14 protein-coding genes are annotated in these 14,302 nt (G+C 68.1%); 11 read left to right on the top strand and 3 right to left on the bottom strand.

Translation table 11 applies throughout. The annotated features are described in order from the left end of the window. From OG474_RS33990 to OG474_RS34015, 6 genes are read left to right on the top strand one after another with little or no spacing between them, the layout of a single operon-like run. Positions 1-654, top strand: a complete 654-nt coding sequence (locus OG474_RS33990; protein ID WP_405057706.1) for a phosphatase PAP2 family protein — start codon at positions 1-3, stop codon at positions 652-654. Beyond that, positions 651-1,613 (top strand): glycosyltransferase family 2 protein, encoded by a 963-nt coding sequence (locus tag OG474_RS33995; protein WP_405057707.1) that lies wholly within the window; start codon positions 651-653, stop codon positions 1,611-1,613. Before OG474_RS33990 ends, OG474_RS33995 begins: the two co-directional genes overlap by 4 nt. Before the next feature lies 1 nt (position 1,614). Beyond that, positions 1,615-2,835: a polysaccharide pyruvyl transferase family protein gene (locus OG474_RS34000; RefSeq protein WP_405057708.1), complete on the top strand. Its 1,221-nt coding sequence runs from the start codon at positions 1,615-1,617 to the stop codon at positions 2,833-2,835. Next, entirely contained in the window at positions 2,832-4,109 is a 1,278-nt protein-coding gene (locus OG474_RS34005) for a hypothetical protein (protein ID WP_405057709.1), read from the top strand. Before OG474_RS34000 ends, OG474_RS34005 begins: the two co-directional genes overlap by 4 nt. After that, the gene (locus OG474_RS34010; RefSeq protein WP_405057710.1) at positions 4,106-5,266 is read left to right on the top strand and encodes a glycosyltransferase family 4 protein; all 1,161 of its coding nucleotides are present in this window, start codon (positions 4,106-4,108) and stop codon (positions 5,264-5,266) included. Before OG474_RS34005 ends, OG474_RS34010 begins: the two co-directional genes overlap by 4 nt. Positions 5,267-5,277: 11 nt before the next feature. Then, the gene (locus OG474_RS34015) at positions 5,278-6,171 is read left to right on the top strand and encodes a hypothetical protein (protein WP_405057711.1); all 894 of its coding nucleotides are present in this window, start codon (positions 5,278-5,280) and stop codon (positions 6,169-6,171) included. A 21-nt stretch (positions 6,172-6,192) separates the two neighbouring features. On the opposite strand, the gene OG474_RS34020 is transcribed toward OG474_RS34015, so the two are convergent. Then, a complete protein-coding gene (locus OG474_RS34020) occupies positions 6,193-6,543 on the bottom strand; it encodes an IucA/IucC family protein (protein WP_405057712.1) in 351 nt (116 codons plus the stop codon). A gap of 311 nt (positions 6,544-6,854) precedes the next feature. On the opposite strand from OG474_RS34020, the gene OG474_RS34025 reads away from it, so the two are divergent. The 5 genes from OG474_RS34025 to OG474_RS34045 are packed head-to-tail and all read left to right on the top strand — an operon-like array spanning position 6,855 to position 12,313. Further along, on the top strand, positions 6,855-8,345 hold the full coding sequence (locus OG474_RS34025; RefSeq protein WP_405057713.1) for a sugar transferase: 1,491 nt from the start codon (positions 6,855-6,857) through the stop codon (positions 8,343-8,345). 1 nt (position 8,346) lies between these two features. Further along, the gene (locus OG474_RS34030; protein WP_405057714.1) at positions 8,347-9,276 is read left to right on the top strand and encodes a GDP-L-fucose synthase family protein; all 930 of its coding nucleotides are present in this window, start codon (positions 8,347-8,349) and stop codon (positions 9,274-9,276) included. Continuing rightward, the gene (gene gmd / locus OG474_RS34035; protein WP_405057715.1) at positions 9,273-10,262 is read left to right on the top strand and encodes a GDP-mannose 4,6-dehydratase; all 990 of its coding nucleotides are present in this window, start codon (positions 9,273-9,275) and stop codon (positions 10,260-10,262) included. The genes OG474_RS34030 and gmd overlap by 4 nt, the downstream gene beginning before the upstream one ends. Further along, entirely contained in the window at positions 10,259-11,035 is a 777-nt protein-coding gene (locus OG474_RS34040; protein ID WP_405057716.1) for a WecB/TagA/CpsF family glycosyltransferase, read from the top strand. The genes gmd and OG474_RS34040 overlap by 4 nt, the downstream gene beginning before the upstream one ends. Positions 11,036-11,044: 9 nt before the next feature. Then, the gene (locus tag OG474_RS34045) at positions 11,045-12,313 is read left to right on the top strand and encodes a hypothetical protein (protein ID WP_405057717.1); all 1,269 of its coding nucleotides are present in this window, start codon (positions 11,045-11,047) and stop codon (positions 12,311-12,313) included. Position 12,314: 1 nt separating this feature from the next. Here the strand turns inward: OG474_RS34045 and OG474_RS34050 are convergent, their stop codons facing one another. Together OG474_RS34050 and OG474_RS34055 are read right to left on the bottom strand one after the other, a co-directional pair. After that, entirely contained in the window at positions 12,315-12,515 is a 201-nt protein-coding gene (locus OG474_RS34050) for a hypothetical protein (protein ID WP_405057718.1), read from the bottom strand. Between the two features lie 146 nt (positions 12,516-12,661). Continuing rightward, positions 12,662-14,185: a fibronectin type III domain-containing protein gene (locus OG474_RS34055; RefSeq protein WP_405057719.1), complete on the bottom strand. Its 1,524-nt coding sequence runs from the start codon at positions 14,183-14,185 to the stop codon at positions 12,662-12,664. Positions 14,186-14,302: the final 117 nt, after the last annotated feature.

The following is a 14,302-nucleotide window of genomic DNA, read 5'->3' on the forward strand; positions in this document are numbered from 1 at the left end:
GTGATCTCCAGGTTGTCGGTGGCACACCGCTGGGCTGTGATCAGCCTGGTGGTGTTCCTGGCGTTGGCGGTCTTCGTCACCGTCGACCCGGTCGACAGCTTCGACGTCATGGCGCGCGAGGTGTTCCGGCCCGACGACGTCTGGGGCGAATGGCAACTGACCTTCGGCTGGGTCGTCGACGGTGCCGGTCCGCCGATCGCCTTCACCCTGCTCGCCGTCGCCGGGCTGATCGCCGCCGTACAACGCCGCTTGTTCGCTCCGCTCTTCTACGTGACCGGCCTCGCTGCCGTGACCGTCTTCGTCACCCAGGTGACCAAGGCTGTCCTGCAGCGACCCGATCCGCACCAGGATGTCGGCTTCTTCAGCGGCTCGTACCCGTCCGGGCACACAACGGTCCTGTTGTGCTGCCTGGGCGGGATCTTGTTTGTCTGGCGCCGCCATCCACCGCTGTGGGCCTGGTGGCTCGTGCTCGTGGCCGAACTGACCATGGGCTTCGCACTCCTGTTGCTGTCGATGCATTGGCTCACTGACGTCGTCGGCGGCTTCCTACTGGCAGTACCTGTCCTCGCGCTCGCCTCTTCGCGACGCTTCCTCGATCCGGTCCATCGGATCAACCGCCCTGCGGCCGTCGACTCAGTTGGGAGCCCGACATGACCCACCCCAGACTCAGCATCGGCCTACCGGTCTACAACGGCGAGGAGTACCTGGTCCAGTCCTTGGACGCGGTGCTCGGCCAGACGTACACCGACTACGAGCTGATCCTGTCCAGCAACGCGTCCACCGACAGTACGGACGACATCTGCCGCGAGTACGCCGCTCGCGACGAGCGGATCACGTTCTACCGCCAGGACCACAACGTCGGTGCCGCACCGCACCACGACTTCGTCTTCCGGAAGAGCCACGGCGAGCTGTTCAAGTGGGCGTCCGGTGACGATCTCTGGGGCCGCGACCTGGTTGCCCGGTGCGTCGACCTGCTGGACGAGCACCCGGATGCCGTACTGACGCACTCCTACACCGCGGCGATCGACGGCGAGGACAACGTCATCCAGGCGCTCGAGTACCCGCTGCACACCGATTCGCCCGAGGCGCCCGAGCGCTTGCGGAGCATGCTGCGCGACGGTGACCTGCCCGGGGCAATCCAGGCTGACGACTTCTACGGCGTCCTGCGTGCCGACGTACTGCGCAAGGTGAAGCCGCACGGCAGCTTCTACCACGCGGACCAGGTGTTCATGGCCGAGGTCGCACTGCACGGCCGCTTCCTCCAGGTGCCGGAGTGGCTGTACTTCCGCCGCCACCACGACGGCCGTGCCCTGCAGGCGAACCCGACGATCAGCAGCTGGTCGCGCAACCTCGACCCGAAGCGTTCGAACAAGCTCGTGCACCCGCCGGCCCGGCTCGTCGCCGAGTACATCGGAGGGTACTACGCGGCCGTCCGGCGCGCGCCGCTGAGCGCGGCCGACAAGCGTGCGTGCAACCGGCACATCCGGGAGTGGCTGACCAGCCGCGTCACCCGTCGACTTCCGGGTGCGGAGCGACCGGCGCCGATCACCAGCTTCGGTGCGATCGACGCCCTGTCCATCCGGACTCTCGTTGCCGGTCAGGAAGGACACTGACATGAAGATCGGACTCTACGGACGTCTCGGCGGCGGCAACATCGGCAACGACGCGATGCTGGACGCGGTCCTCGACCACCTGCACACCGAGCAGCCGGGCGCAGTGCTCGACTTCATGTGCGAAGGCCCCGAGGCGATCACCCGCCGATTCGGTGTTCCGGCCATCGAGCTGCACTGGCTGCAGTCCCGGAAGCAGGCGAGCTCCCCGATCGCACAGAAGCTGCTCACGCTGCTGCGGATCGGTCCGGCGGCGATCATCGACACCTGGCGTACGGCGCGGTGGGTCCGCCGCCACGACGTCGTGATCATCCCGGGTGCCGGCGTACTGGAGGGAACGCTGCCGGAGCGACCGTGGGAGCTGCCCTTCAGCATGCTGGCGATGGCTGCGACCGGTCGCCTGTTCGGTGTGAAGACCGCACTGGTCTGCGTTGGTGGCTCTCGGGTCGAGGAGCCGGTGATCCGCTTCCTGCTGAAGAGCGCGGCACGGCTGGTCAACTACCGCTCCTTCCGCGACGAGTACTCACTGGAAGTCGGCCGGGAGACCGGAGTCGCCAAGCCACAGGACCGGGCGTACGCCGACCTCGCGTTCGCGCTGCCGGTCGAGGTGACGAAGGACCCGGAGCCGAAGTCGGTCGGAGTCGGGGTCATGGCCTACTACGGCTCCCCGACCGACCGTCCGCGCGCGGACGAGGTGCACACGAAGTACGTGGCGCAGATGCAGGAGCTGGTGCAGAAGCTGGTCGAGTCGGGCCGCACCGTCCGTCTGCTGATCGGCGATGCCCTCGACGAAGAGGTCTCCGACGCCGTGCTCGCGCATGCGCGGACCTGGTGGCAGGGCAGCGGCCCGCTCCCGGTCAGCTACGAGCCGTTCTCGTCGTTCGACGGACTGATGGACCAGATCGCGTCCGTGCAGACTGTCGTGGCGATGCGCTACCACTGCGTCGTGGCCGGCCTGAAGATGGGCCGGCCGACGCTGGCCATCGCCTACGGCCGCAAACACGATGCGCTGATGGCTGGGATGGGGCAGGCCGAGTACGTCCAGGATGTTCGCTCGCTCGACATCGACCTATTGGTCGAGCAGGTCGGTGAGCTGGAGGCAGGCGCGCCGGAGATCGCCCGCACGCTGGCCGAGAGTTCGGCCGAGTGCCGCGAGCGGCTCGTCGAAGGCTTCCGCGATCTGGACTCCGCGTTGTTCGCCACCCAGCCGGTGGCCGTTCGATGAGCGACCTCCGCAAGCAGGTCGCCGGCCGGCTCGGGTGGGGCATCGCCGACCAGGCGGTCTCCAGCCTGGGGAACTTCCTGCTCGGGGTCTTCGTCGCGAGGTTGCTCGGGGCAACCGGTCTGGGTGCGCTCGGCCTGGCTTTCCTCGCCTACTCGATCGCCCTGAACTGCTCCCGGGCGCTGTCGACCGATGCGCTGATGGTCCGCTACAGCGTCGCTGGTGCGGACAGCCGACGGAAGGCCGTGGCCGCCGCGGGCGGTGTCGCCCTGCTGGTCGGTGTCGTCACCGGTGTGGTCTGTGTGTTGATCGGTCTGGGCCTCAAGATGGCACACCCCGGCTCCGAGGTCGGTACGGCGTTTGTTGCCCTCGGCATCGTGATGCCGGGGCTGATGCTGCAGGACAGCTGGCGGTCGGCCTTCTTCGCCGCCGGTGACGGCAAGAAGACTTTCCTCAACGACACCGTCTGGACCGTGCTGATGATCGGCGGTCTGTTCGCCGGTCAGTACCTGGGCTTCGGACTCACCGCCGCACTGCTCACCTTCGGCGGTACGGCGGCAGTGGCTGGGCTGTTCGGGATCTGGCAGGGCGGTGTCGTACCGAGACCCGCGGCCGCGGCCGAGTGGATGCGTCGGCACGGCGACCTCGGAGGGCGGTTCCTGATCGAGAACGTCGTCCTCGGTGCCGGCGGCCAGATCCGGCCACTGATCGTTGCCGCGACCGGTGGATTGGCCGCGGCCGGTTCGATCCGAGGAGCGGAGATGCTCATCGGTCCGGTGGCCGCGCTGCTCATGGGTGTCGGACAGGTCGCCGTACCGGAGGCTGCCAGGGCGCTTGGGCGGAGTGACCGGGCGCTGTGGAAGCTGTGTGCCGCACTGAGCGGCGGCCTTGCCAGTATGGCGCTCGCGTGGGGTGTGGTGATCCTCGTCATCTTCCCGCTCGGCGTTGGTGAGCTGGTGCTCGGCTCCGTCTGGCCGGGTGCGGAGGCGCTGGTGCTCGGCGTGATCGTCAGCGCTACTGCCGGCTGCATGCAGGTTGGTCCGTCGGCCGGGCTGCGGGCGTTGGGTCGAGCCGACCAGACCATGCAGGTCCAGGTCATCGTCACCAGTCTGTTTGTCGGTCTGGCTGCGCTCGGTGGTGTGTTCTGGCACGCCGAGGGTGTTGTCTGGGGGAGTGCCTGCGCCTCTGTCGCTGGTGCGGCTCTCTGGTGGCAGCGGCTGGCCAAGGCCCGGCGGCAACACGTCGCCGCGGCCGCAGTGGAGAGCGCCGCGGTATGACAGAGATCGTGATCGCCAGCCTGATGCGGTACGACGGGGGATCGGGCCTGCAAAGTCACGTGCGGACCTTCGACGCCTATCTGCGCGGCCGGTCGGAGCCGGTGCAGGTCGTGACGCCGTTCCAGGCACGGTCACCGTTCGTGCTGCCGCTCTTCGCCGCCCGGCTCGGCATCCGGCCGATCAGCCGGGCCGCGGCTGTGTGGTGGCACGAGCACTGGCACGCCCGGTACTTGAAGGTGGCGCTGGCCAAGTGGCTCGCCGACCGGCCGGACGCGGTGATCTACGCGCAGTGCCCGATCTCCGCGGGGGTCGCGCTGCAGGTGCGGACCACCCAGCCGGTGGTGATGGTGACGCACTTCAACACCTCCCAGGCCGACGAGTGGGCCGACGAGGGCGAGCTGCCCCGTGACGGCCGGCTGTTCCGATCCATCCGATCGTCCGAAGAGCGTGTACTCGGCGGACTTGACGGCATCGTGTACGTCTCCGAGTTCACCCGGGCCGGCCTGGAAGCACGGCTTCCGGCGTTGCGCGACGTACCGGGCGCGGTGATTCCGAACGCCGTCGCGAGCAGGCCGGCGACGCACGGCCGCGCCGAGCCGCGCGCCGACCTGATCACCGTCGGCAGGCTGGACTCACGGAAGAACCACCGCTACCTGCTGGAGATCCTCGCGGCCGCCGCGGAGCGCGGTCATCGCTACACGCTCTCGGTGGTCGGCGACGGCGTCGAGCGGTCCGCCCTCGAGGCGCGGGCCACCGAGCTCGGGCTGGCGGACCAGGTGACCTTCCTCGGCTACCAGGCCGATGCCCGGGCCTTGATGCGTGAACACCGGATCTACTGCCACACCTCGACCACCGAGAGCTTCGGCATCGTGCTCGCCGAGGCGATGGCCGAAGGCCTCCCGGTGATCGCTGCTCCGGTTGGCGGCGTACCCGAAGTGGTGCGTCCCGGAACGGACGGATTGTTCTGGCCGCTCGACGACTCCGTCGCGGCCGCTGACGTACTGATCGGCCTGATGGGGAGTCCGGCCGAGCAGTCCGATCTGGCCGCCGCCGCGCGGGCCCGGGCCGAGGTGGAGTTCACCGCCGACGTCGCCGGGCAGCGGGCGCTGGCCTTTCTCGAAAACACGGGGATTCGCCCCGCGCAGCCGGTTGTCTGAAGGGGGACACCATGCATTCCATCTACGTCGACGCGGAGCTCACTGACGACGAGCGCCGCGAGAAGCTGTACGAGGGCGACCTGTTCGTCTACTCGCCGCGTCCGTCGACGCTGGCGCTGACCGAGTTCGCGGCCGAGCTGGCCAAGGAGGCGTTCGCGCCGATGGACCCGGAGACCGCGCAGTACGACATGGCGGTGGAGGACTACGCCGCCCTGCTGGCCGAACTCAAGCCGCGCTTCATCCACCACCCGGAGTCCAAGCGGCTGATCCAGGAGATGCTGACCGACTTCGGCTGCGACCCCAAGCAGGTCTATCTCGACGTGCCGCGGATGCGCAGCTCGACGTCGGACGACTACCTGACCACCGGGATCGCGTTCGCGTTCCATCCGCACCGCGACACCTGGTACTCCGCGCCCTCGGTCCAGCTCAACTGGTGGCTGCCGATCTTCGCGATCGGCGAGACCAACGGGCTGGCCTTCCACCCCAAGTACTGGGAGACCCCGGTGCGGAACAGCTCGCGGGTCTACAACTACGCGGACTGGAACGCCACCAGCCGGAAGATCGCGGCGACCCAGATCGGCGTCGACACCCGGATCCAGCCGAAGCCCGAACAAGAGGTCGAGCTGGTCCCGCAACTGCGCCCGATCGTCAAGCCGGGCGGCCTGATCCTGTTCTCCGGGGCCCAACTGCACTCCAGCGTGCCGAACACGTCGGGACGGACCCGGTTCAGCATCGACCTGCGGACCGTCCACCTCGACGACGCGACCAGTGGCCGCGGAGCGCCCAACATCGACTCCGAGTGCACCGGCACCACGATGGGCGACTACCTCCGGGTCAGCGACCTCGAGCACATCCCGTCCGACATCATCGAATCCTTCGACACCCCCAAGCCCGCCACCGTCTGAATCCCTCGCCCGGGCCGCTGTTCAGACGGCTCGGGCTGAGGCGTAGGAGTTTTCGCCGAGGAGTACGAGGTTGCGGCGGGCGAGTTCGCCGGCCAGGGTTACCGCGATCCGGTCTGTCCAGTGCCGGGGAGGCAGGGCGATCAGCTGGAAGTCGGCGAGGTCCAGGCCGCGCTCGGCCAGGGTGGCCGCGAACTCGGCGCGGGTCTCCGGGCCCAGCTCCGCGGCCGGAACGGTGTCACCGCCCAGACCGGCGCCGCTGGGGACGGCGTCCCGATCGCGGCGTGCGGCCAGCCACACCGCCGCGTTCGGTTCCGGCGCGTAGCCGTGGCACGCATCGGCCCCGAAACCGATCAGGTCGTCGATCGTGGTCATTCCGCTCCTTCGCTACGGGGGGTGATGACCACCAGGTTAGGGTCACCTAAGTTCGGCGTCCATCGAGTGTTGGCTGCCTCACGTCCTTTCCGGTATGCGAAGGTTGCCCAGGCTGGTGCCCGATCGGGCTGTGCAAGTTCTCTGCAACGGTTCCGCTTCGGAGGTCGCCGTACCTGGCGGCGCGTAGTAACCTGCCGTGACTCGCTGTCAATGAGCGAGTGGAATTTGGAATGAGGAAACCCGGATTTCACCGTCACTTAGTGCGGTGATCCCCGTTTGACAGGTATGACGCGCAGACACGAGGAAGCGGAGTGAGCGGAGCTGAGGCGCCGGACGCGGTCGATGGCCGTCGTCCGTTCTGGGTGGTTCCGCACGAAGTTCCCGCTATCGTTCCGCGGTCGTCGCGTTCGACCGAGCCCCGCTGGGTCGGGGTGTATCGCTGGGCCGCTGTCGGCGGTGACCTGCTGGCCGCGATGCTCGGCGTCTTCGTCGCGTTGCTGACCCGCTTCGGTTCCGGTGTCGGCAGTGGCTATCTGATCGTGAGCAGCCTGCTGCCGCTGGCCTGGGTGGCCGCGGTCGCGCTGTCCAAGGGCTACGACCCCCGGTACTTCGGCACCGGGCCGGACGAGTTCCGTTCGCTGCTGCGGTCCGGGGTCGGCCTGACCGCGGCCGTGGCGATGGCGTCGTACGTGACGAAGACCGAGATCGCCCGCGGCTTCGTCGTGCTGGCGATCCCGGTGATGTGCGCGGCCGCGCTCTTCCTGCGCTACGCACTGCGCAAAGACCTGCATCGGCACCGGGTTCGAGGCCGTTGTATGCATCGGGTTCTCGTGGTCGGGCACAGCGTCCCGGCCGCAACCTTGTGTGAGCACCTCGAGAGCCGGCCGACCGACGGGTTCCGGGTGGTCGCCACCTGCCGGCCGCGCGCCGAAGAGGTGACCGACGGTCCGCTGCACGTCGATGAGCTGGACGCGGCGGACATCCTGGCGACCGCCGACCGGCACGCGGTCGAGGTCGTTGCCATCGCCACCGACCCGGAGCTGGTCGGCCACTCACTGCGCCGGCTGTCCTGGGCGCTCGAGCAGCGCGGCATCGAGCTGATCGTCTCGCCCGGCATCATCGAGGTCGCCGGACCGCGGATCTCGGTCCGGCCGGTCGCCGGCTTGTCGTTGCTGCACCTGGAGCGCCCGTCGGTCAGCGGCGGTCCGCATCTGATCAAGGCCGCCTTCGACCGCGCCCTCGCGCTCGGCATGATCGTCCTGCTCTCGCCGCTCCTGATCGGCCTGGCGCTCGCGGTCCGGCTGTCGAGCCCGGGGCCGGTGCTGTTCCGGCAGCAGCGGGTCGGCCGCGCGGGCACCGAGTTCACCATGCTCAAGTTCCGCAGCATGTACTCCGATGCCGAGCAGCGGCTCGGCGATCTCTACGCCTTGAGCGACGGCAACGGCGTGATCTTCAAGATGCGCGACGACCCGCGGATGACACCGCTGGGCCGCTGGATCCGGCGCTTCTCGCTCGACGAGCTGCCGCAGCTGTTCAACGTGCTCCGCGGTGACATGTCGATGGTCGGGCCGCGCCCGCCGCTGTCCGAGGAGGTCGCGCTGTACGCCGCCGACGACTCCCGCCGGATGCTGGTCAAGCCCGGCATCACCGGCCTGTGGCAGGTCAGCGGCCGCAGCGACCTGTCCTGGGACGAGTCGGTCCGGCTCGACCTGCGGTACGTCGACAACTGGTCGATGACCCTTGATCTGCTGATTCTCTGGAAGACCGTGCGTGCGGTGATCTACGGCGCGGGAGCGTACTGAAATGGACCAAGACGCGACCGTTTATGTGGCGGGCCACCGTGGCCTCGTCGGCTCCGCCATCTGGCGGCGGCTGGAGGCGGCCGGACACACCCGGCTGATCGGTGCCACGTCGTCCTCGCTGGACCTGCGGGACCGCGATGCGACCTTCGCCTTCTTCGCCGAGCACAAGCCGGACGTGGTGATCGATGCCGCGGCCCGGGTCGGCGGCATTCTGGCCAACCGGGATCACCCGACCGAGTTCCTCAGCGACAACCTGCGCATCCAGGTGAACCTGATGGACGCGGCGCTCGACGTACGGACGCCGCGGTTGTTGTTCCTCGGATCGTCGTGCATCTACCCGAAGTACGCCGAGCAGCCGATCCGCGAGTCGAGTCTGCTGACCGGCGAGCTCGAGCCGACCAACGACGCGTACGCGATCGCGAAGATCGCCGGCATCATGCAGGTGCAGGCGGTCCGCCGGCAGTACGGGCTGCGCTGGATCTCGGCGATGCCGACCAATCTGTACGGACCGAACGACAACTTCGACCTGACGTCGTCGCACGTGTTGCCGGCGCTGATCCGGCGTTTCCACGACGCCAAGGTCGCGGGTGCGCCCGAGGTGGTGCTGTGGGGGACCGGTACGCCGCGCCGCGAGTTCCTGCACGTGGATGACCTGGCCGATGCGTGCCTGCATCTGCTGGACGTGTACGACGAGCCGGAGCCGATCAATGTCGGGGTCGGTGACGATGTAACGATCCAGGAGCTGGCTGAGCTCGTGGCCCGCGTCGTCGGGTTCGAAGGGGCCATTAGCAACGATCTGTCCAAGCCGGACGGGACGCCGCGCAAGCTGCTCGATGTGAGCCGGCTGCGGGCGTTGGGGTGGAAGCCGACCATCGACCTCTCTGACGGAGTGGCCGCCACCTACGCCTGGTACTTGGAGCACTCTGCATGAAAAAAGCCTTCATCACTGGTATCACCGGGCAGGACGGGTCGTACTTGGCTGAGCTCTTGCTTGCCAAGGGCTACGAGGTGCACGGGTTGATCCGGCGGGCTTCGACGTTCAACACGAAGCGGATCGACCACCTGTACGAGGATCCGCATCAGACCGGGAAGCGGCTGTTCCTGCACTACGGGGATCTGACCGACGGGTCGCGGCTGGTGACGTTGCTGGCGTCGATCCAGCCGGCTGAGGTGTATCACTTGGCCGCGCAGTCGCATGTACGGGTGTCGTTCGATGAGCCCGAGTACACCGGTGACACGACGGGCATGGGGACGACGCGGTTGCTCGAGGCGATCCGGATGATCGGGTTGGATTGCCGGTTCTATCAGGCGTCGTCGTCGGAGATGTTCGGTGCGACGCCGCCCCCGCAGAACGAGTTGACCCCGTTCTACCCACGGTCGCCGTACGGGGCGGCGAAGCTGTACGGGTACTGGATGACGCGGAATTATCGCGAGGCGTACGACATGTTCGCGGTGAACGGGATCCTGTTCAACCACGAGTCGCCGCGGCGTGGTGAGACCTTCGTGACCCGGAAGATCACTCGTGCGGTGGCGGCGATCAAGCTCGGCCGGCAGGAGCGGTTGTATCTGGGGAATCTGGATGCCTGCCGTGACTGGGGCTATGCGCCCGAGTATGTCGAGGGCATGTGGCGGATGCTGCAGCACGACGTCCCGGCGGACTACGTGATCGCGACCGGTACGTCGTACTCGGTGCGTGATTTCGTGTCGTTGGCGTTCGAGCATGTCGGGCTGGACTGGGAGGAGTTCGTCGACCACGACTCCCGGTACGAGCGTCCGACAGAGGTTGATTCGTTGATCGGTGATGCGTCGAAGGCGAACACCGAGCTGGGCTGGAAGGCCCAGACCCACGTGCCTGAACTGGTCCGCATCATGGTCGACGCGGATCTGGCCCTGCTGAACCCGGAGGACGACCGATGACCGACCTTGAGGCCCCTGCGACGGCAGCGGACCGCGTCGACGTACTCGGCATCCAGGTCAGCGTGACCAATCTCGATGCCACGGTCGCGACCTTCGAGCGCTGGATCGACAACGGTGAGCGTCAGCTGGTGTGCGTCACCGACATGAACGCGTTGCTGCACGCGAAGGCGGACGAGCGGCTGGCGCACGTCTACAACACGGCCGGCCTCGTCGTGCCGGACGGGATGCCGCTGGTCTGGGCCGGCAAGAAGGCCGGCTTCGAGCAGATGGACCGTGTGGCCGGGCCGGACCTGCTCGAGCGCGTGATGGCCGAGGCAGCCGAGCGCGGCTGGACGCAGTACTTCTACGGCGGTGCCGAGGGCGTTGCCGACGAGCTGCGGATGACGTTCCAGGACAAGCACCCGGCGCTGAAGGTGGTCGGGGTCGAGTGCCCGCCGTACCGGGCGCTGACCGAGGCCGAGGACGCCGAGACGGTCGACCGGCTGAACGCGGCGCGGCCGGACATCATCTGGATCGGCCTCGGTGCGCCGAAGCAGGAGCGCTGGATGGCCGAGCACCGCGAGCGTCTGAACGCATCGATCCTGATCGGCGTCGGCGCGGCGTTCGACTTCCACACCGGCCGGCTCGACCGTGCGCCGCTGTGGATGCAGCGCGCCGGGCTGGAGTGGAGCTACCGGCTGTACAAGGAGCCGCGGCGGCTCTGGAAGCGCTATCTGATCGGCATCCCGCGTTTCGCCTTCGGCATCCTGCGCCGCCCACCGCGTGCTGTGTAACGTGCCGGGGTGAGGTTCCGGCGGCCGAAGTTACGTCGACTGGCCGGACCGGCCGGTCGCGCGGGCTGGGGTTTGGGCGACCAGGCTCTGTCCAGCCTGAGCAATCTGGCTGTCGGTGTGGTCGTGGCGCGGTCGAGCTCGGTCGCCGACTTCGGTGTGTACGCACTGGCCTTCGGCGGCTACACGATCGCGCTCAACGTCTCCCGTGCGATCGCCACCGAGCCACTGGCCGTCCGGCACTCCGCTGAAGGCCGCAGTCCGGCCTGGGAGCGAGCAGTCCGAGCCAGTACGGCGACTGCGCTGCTCGTCGGGTCTCTCGCGCTACTGGTCGCGCTGGCGATCGCCCTGTTCCCAGGGGTGCCGTCCAAGGGCGTACTGATCGCCTTCGCCGTCACGATGCCCGGTCTACTGCTGCAGGACGCGTGGCGCTGGGCGTTCTTCGTCGTGGGGGAGGGCTATAAGGCCTTCCTGAACGACCTGATCTGGCTGCTGAGCATGCTCGCGATCTTCGGCGGGCTGTACCTGACCGACACCGACTCCGCAGCCACGATCACCTTCGCCTGGGGCCTCGGTGCGGTGATCGCCGCAATCGCTGGTCGTTTCCAGTCCGGGGTGGCGCCACGACGGCAGCTGATCAGGGAGTGGGTGCGCCGGAACTGGGACCTGACCCCGAAGTATGTCGGGGAGATGCTGGCGATCTCGGGCACCATCCAGGTCTACATGCTCGGCATCACCGCTGCCGCTGGTTTGGCTGCCACTGCGGGTATCCGTGGCGCTCAGGTGCTGCTGGGCCCGGTGAACGTGCTCAACCAGGGCATCCGGATGATCTCCGTGCCCGAGGCAGGCCGTGCGCTGCGGCACTCCTACCGACGGCTGTGGCTGGTCGGACTGGCCATCTCGTTCGGGGTCGGTGCGGGGGCGCTGGCCTGGGGAGCGGTCTTCCTGCTGCTGCCACCGGTCGTGGGGCGCGAGCTGCTGGGACCAGGTGTCTGGGCGCAGGCACACGCCGTACTGATCCCGGTGATCCTGTTGCAGGCGTTCGGGGCCTCGAATGCGGGTGCCTTCGCGATTCTGCGGGCTCTGGCGGCCGCGAACCGTGGATTGGGCGTCCGGCTGGTCTCATCCGTCGTACTGGTCGTCTGCGGCGTCGGAGGGGCACTTCTGGAGGGCGCCAAGGGCGCGGCCTGGGGTCTGGCCGGGGCGTCGTTCTGCACCCTGCTGCTGTGGATGCACCAGGCGCACCGCGCGATCGCTGCGCACCGCCGCGCCAACAGCTGAACTACCTGTTGCCCAGCAGCCTGGTGAACGTCGACGGGTTGATGGTGTCGGCGCCGCCGCGGATCTGGTCGGCGATGGTGATCGTCAGGGAGGCCGCGGTCGTCCACATGCGGGTCCCGGGCCGATGGCAGCCGATCATCAGTGCGGTCGCGAGTGCGGCACCGGCCAGGACTGCACCAACCAGTCGCAGGGTCCTTGTCATGAGAACAGCATCCCCGGCAGACAGGCCACCGGGCATCGGCCAGCAGGCTCATCTTGGCGGTCCGGACGTACGCCTCTGGTATGACGCCGCCGCGTCTCATGACTGAGCCCCCGGCCCAGAGGGACCGGGGGCTCAACCACAGCTGGTTACTTGACGGTGATGGTGCTGAAGCCACCGCGGACGGTGTTCTTCCCGTCCGTCACCTCGATGCGATACGTCTGCGAACCGACTGGTGCGTTGGTGTCGGTCAGCGAGATGCTCAGCCGGCTCCAGAAGGTCGAGTTCGCGGTCGTGGTGGCCACGACCGTGTTCGCCGACCCGCGCAGCAGGCGGTAGGTGAGCGTGACGTCGTCGTTGTCGAGCGACGTCTGGACGGTCGCCTTCACCTGCTTGGTGACGGCGTTGGACAGCGTCGGCAACGCCGGGCCGAGCGGCACAGCGCCGTTCCCGAGCCCGGTGAAGCGAGCCAGGCCCTGCTGACCGGCGCCGTTCACCGTGGTGAAGTCACCGCCGACCCACAGGTCGGCCCCGCCGGTGGCGGAGACGAGCGGACCGACCTGGGTCGGTGCCGCGGCGTTGGTGTTCGGGAACCAGGGACCGATCTTGCCGTCGGCCGGGTTCTGCAGCAGCAGGTAGTGGTTGCCGTAGCCGTCGGGGAACGCGGAGCCCGACGTGGCAGCACCGCAGTCATGGGCGTGCGAGCCCTTGAACAGCCAGCCCTGCACCATCGTGATCGCCTCGGTCGCGCCCAGGCAGGTGTTCTTCCACACCAGGTTGCCGGTAGCGACATCAGCGGCCCAGGTGCCGTCGAAGCAGCCGCCGCCGTCACCGGCATTGGCGAAGTACACCTTGGTGCCGACCGTCTCGATGTCCTTGACCCGGCTCTTGCACTTCGTGGTCGGGGCCGGTACGGCGGAGGCGGCAGTGAACGGCAGGATCGCACCGGTGGTGCTGTTCACGCTGGCCACCGCCCAATGGCTGGTGGTGCCGACCGTGGTGAAGGTGCCGCCGAGGTAGACCTTGGAGTTGTCGTCGGCCGCGTCGATCGCGTACACGTCGGCATCCGCGTTCGGATCCCACGGCTGCAGCGTGCCGTCGACCGTGCTGATCGCGGCGGCGCGGTTGCGGGTCACCCCGTTGACGAGTCCGAACGAGCCACCGAAGTACAGGCTGTTGCCGCCGATGGCGAGCGTCTTCACCCGGTACGACACGCTGGGTTTGATGTTCGCGATCAGGGCGCCGGTGGTGGTGTCGAAGGCGGCCAGCCGGTTCCGGGTGACGCCGTCGACCTTGGTGAAGTCACCGCCGATGTAGACCTTCGAGCCGTCGGCCGAGGCGACGATCGACCAGACGATGCCGTTCAGCACGTGGTTGAACGACGTGTCGAGCGCACCGGTGGTCTGGTTGAAGGCCGCCAGATACGTCCGGCTGGTCTGGCTGGCGCCCGGCGCGGCGCCCGGCGGACGCACGTTCAGGAAGCGGCCACCGACGAAGGCCTTGTTCTTGGCGACGGCGAGTCCGAGCACACTCGCGTCGGTCTGCCAGGCCGAGGCCGGCAGCGCGGTGAGCGGACCGGCGGTGGTGACAGCGGTTTGAGCCGGCTGCAGGGCGACCAGGAGCCCGGCAACGCCGAGACCTGCCGCGCTGAGCGCAGCGATTAATTTCCTCACTTTTATGAACCCCCCTTGGGTTCAAAGGTAGATCGGGCCGCCCCGTGCGGCTATGGGTAAAGAGGGCGAAAAACGGGCGACTGTGTTGAATTTTGGCAGGGGACCGGCAGGCGGCCG

It is taken from the genome of Kribbella sp. NBC_01505 (genome assembly GCF_045040285.1).
GTDB lineage: Bacteria > Actinomycetota > Actinomycetes > Propionibacteriales > Kribbellaceae > Kribbella.

What these genes read in the sequence shown, in the direction of transcription:
- OG474_RS33995 (WP_405057707.1), top strand. Translation starts at nt 651, where the DNA reads ATGACCCACCCCAGACTCAGCATCGGCCTACCGGTCTACAACGGCGAG.
- OG474_RS34000 (WP_405057708.1), top strand. Translation starts at nt 1,615, where the DNA reads ATGAAGATCGGACTCTACGGACGTCTCGGCGGCGGCAACATCGGCAAC.
- OG474_RS34005 (WP_405057709.1), top strand. Translation starts at nt 2,832, where the DNA reads ATGAGCGACCTCCGCAAGCAGGTCGCCGGCCGGCTCGGGTGGGGCATC.
- OG474_RS34010 (WP_405057710.1), top strand. Translation starts at nt 4,106, where the DNA reads ATGACAGAGATCGTGATCGCCAGCCTGATGCGGTACGACGGGGGATCG.
- OG474_RS34015 (WP_405057711.1), top strand. Translation starts at nt 5,278, where the DNA reads ATGCATTCCATCTACGTCGACGCGGAGCTCACTGACGACGAGCGCCGC.
- OG474_RS34020 (WP_405057712.1), bottom strand. Translation starts at nt 6,543, where the DNA reads ATGACCACGATCGACGACCTGATCGGTTTCGGGGCCGATGCGTGCCAC.
- OG474_RS34030 (WP_405057714.1), top strand. Translation starts at nt 8,347, where the DNA reads ATGGACCAAGACGCGACCGTTTATGTGGCGGGCCACCGTGGCCTCGTC.
- gmd (WP_405057715.1), top strand. Translation starts at nt 9,273, where the DNA reads ATGAAAAAAGCCTTCATCACTGGTATCACCGGGCAGGACGGGTCGTAC.
- OG474_RS34040 (WP_405057716.1), top strand. Translation starts at nt 10,259, where the DNA reads ATGACCGACCTTGAGGCCCCTGCGACGGCAGCGGACCGCGTCGACGTA.
- OG474_RS34050 (WP_405057718.1), bottom strand. Translation starts at nt 12,515, where the DNA reads ATGACAAGGACCCTGCGACTGGTTGGTGCAGTCCTGGCCGGTGCCGCA.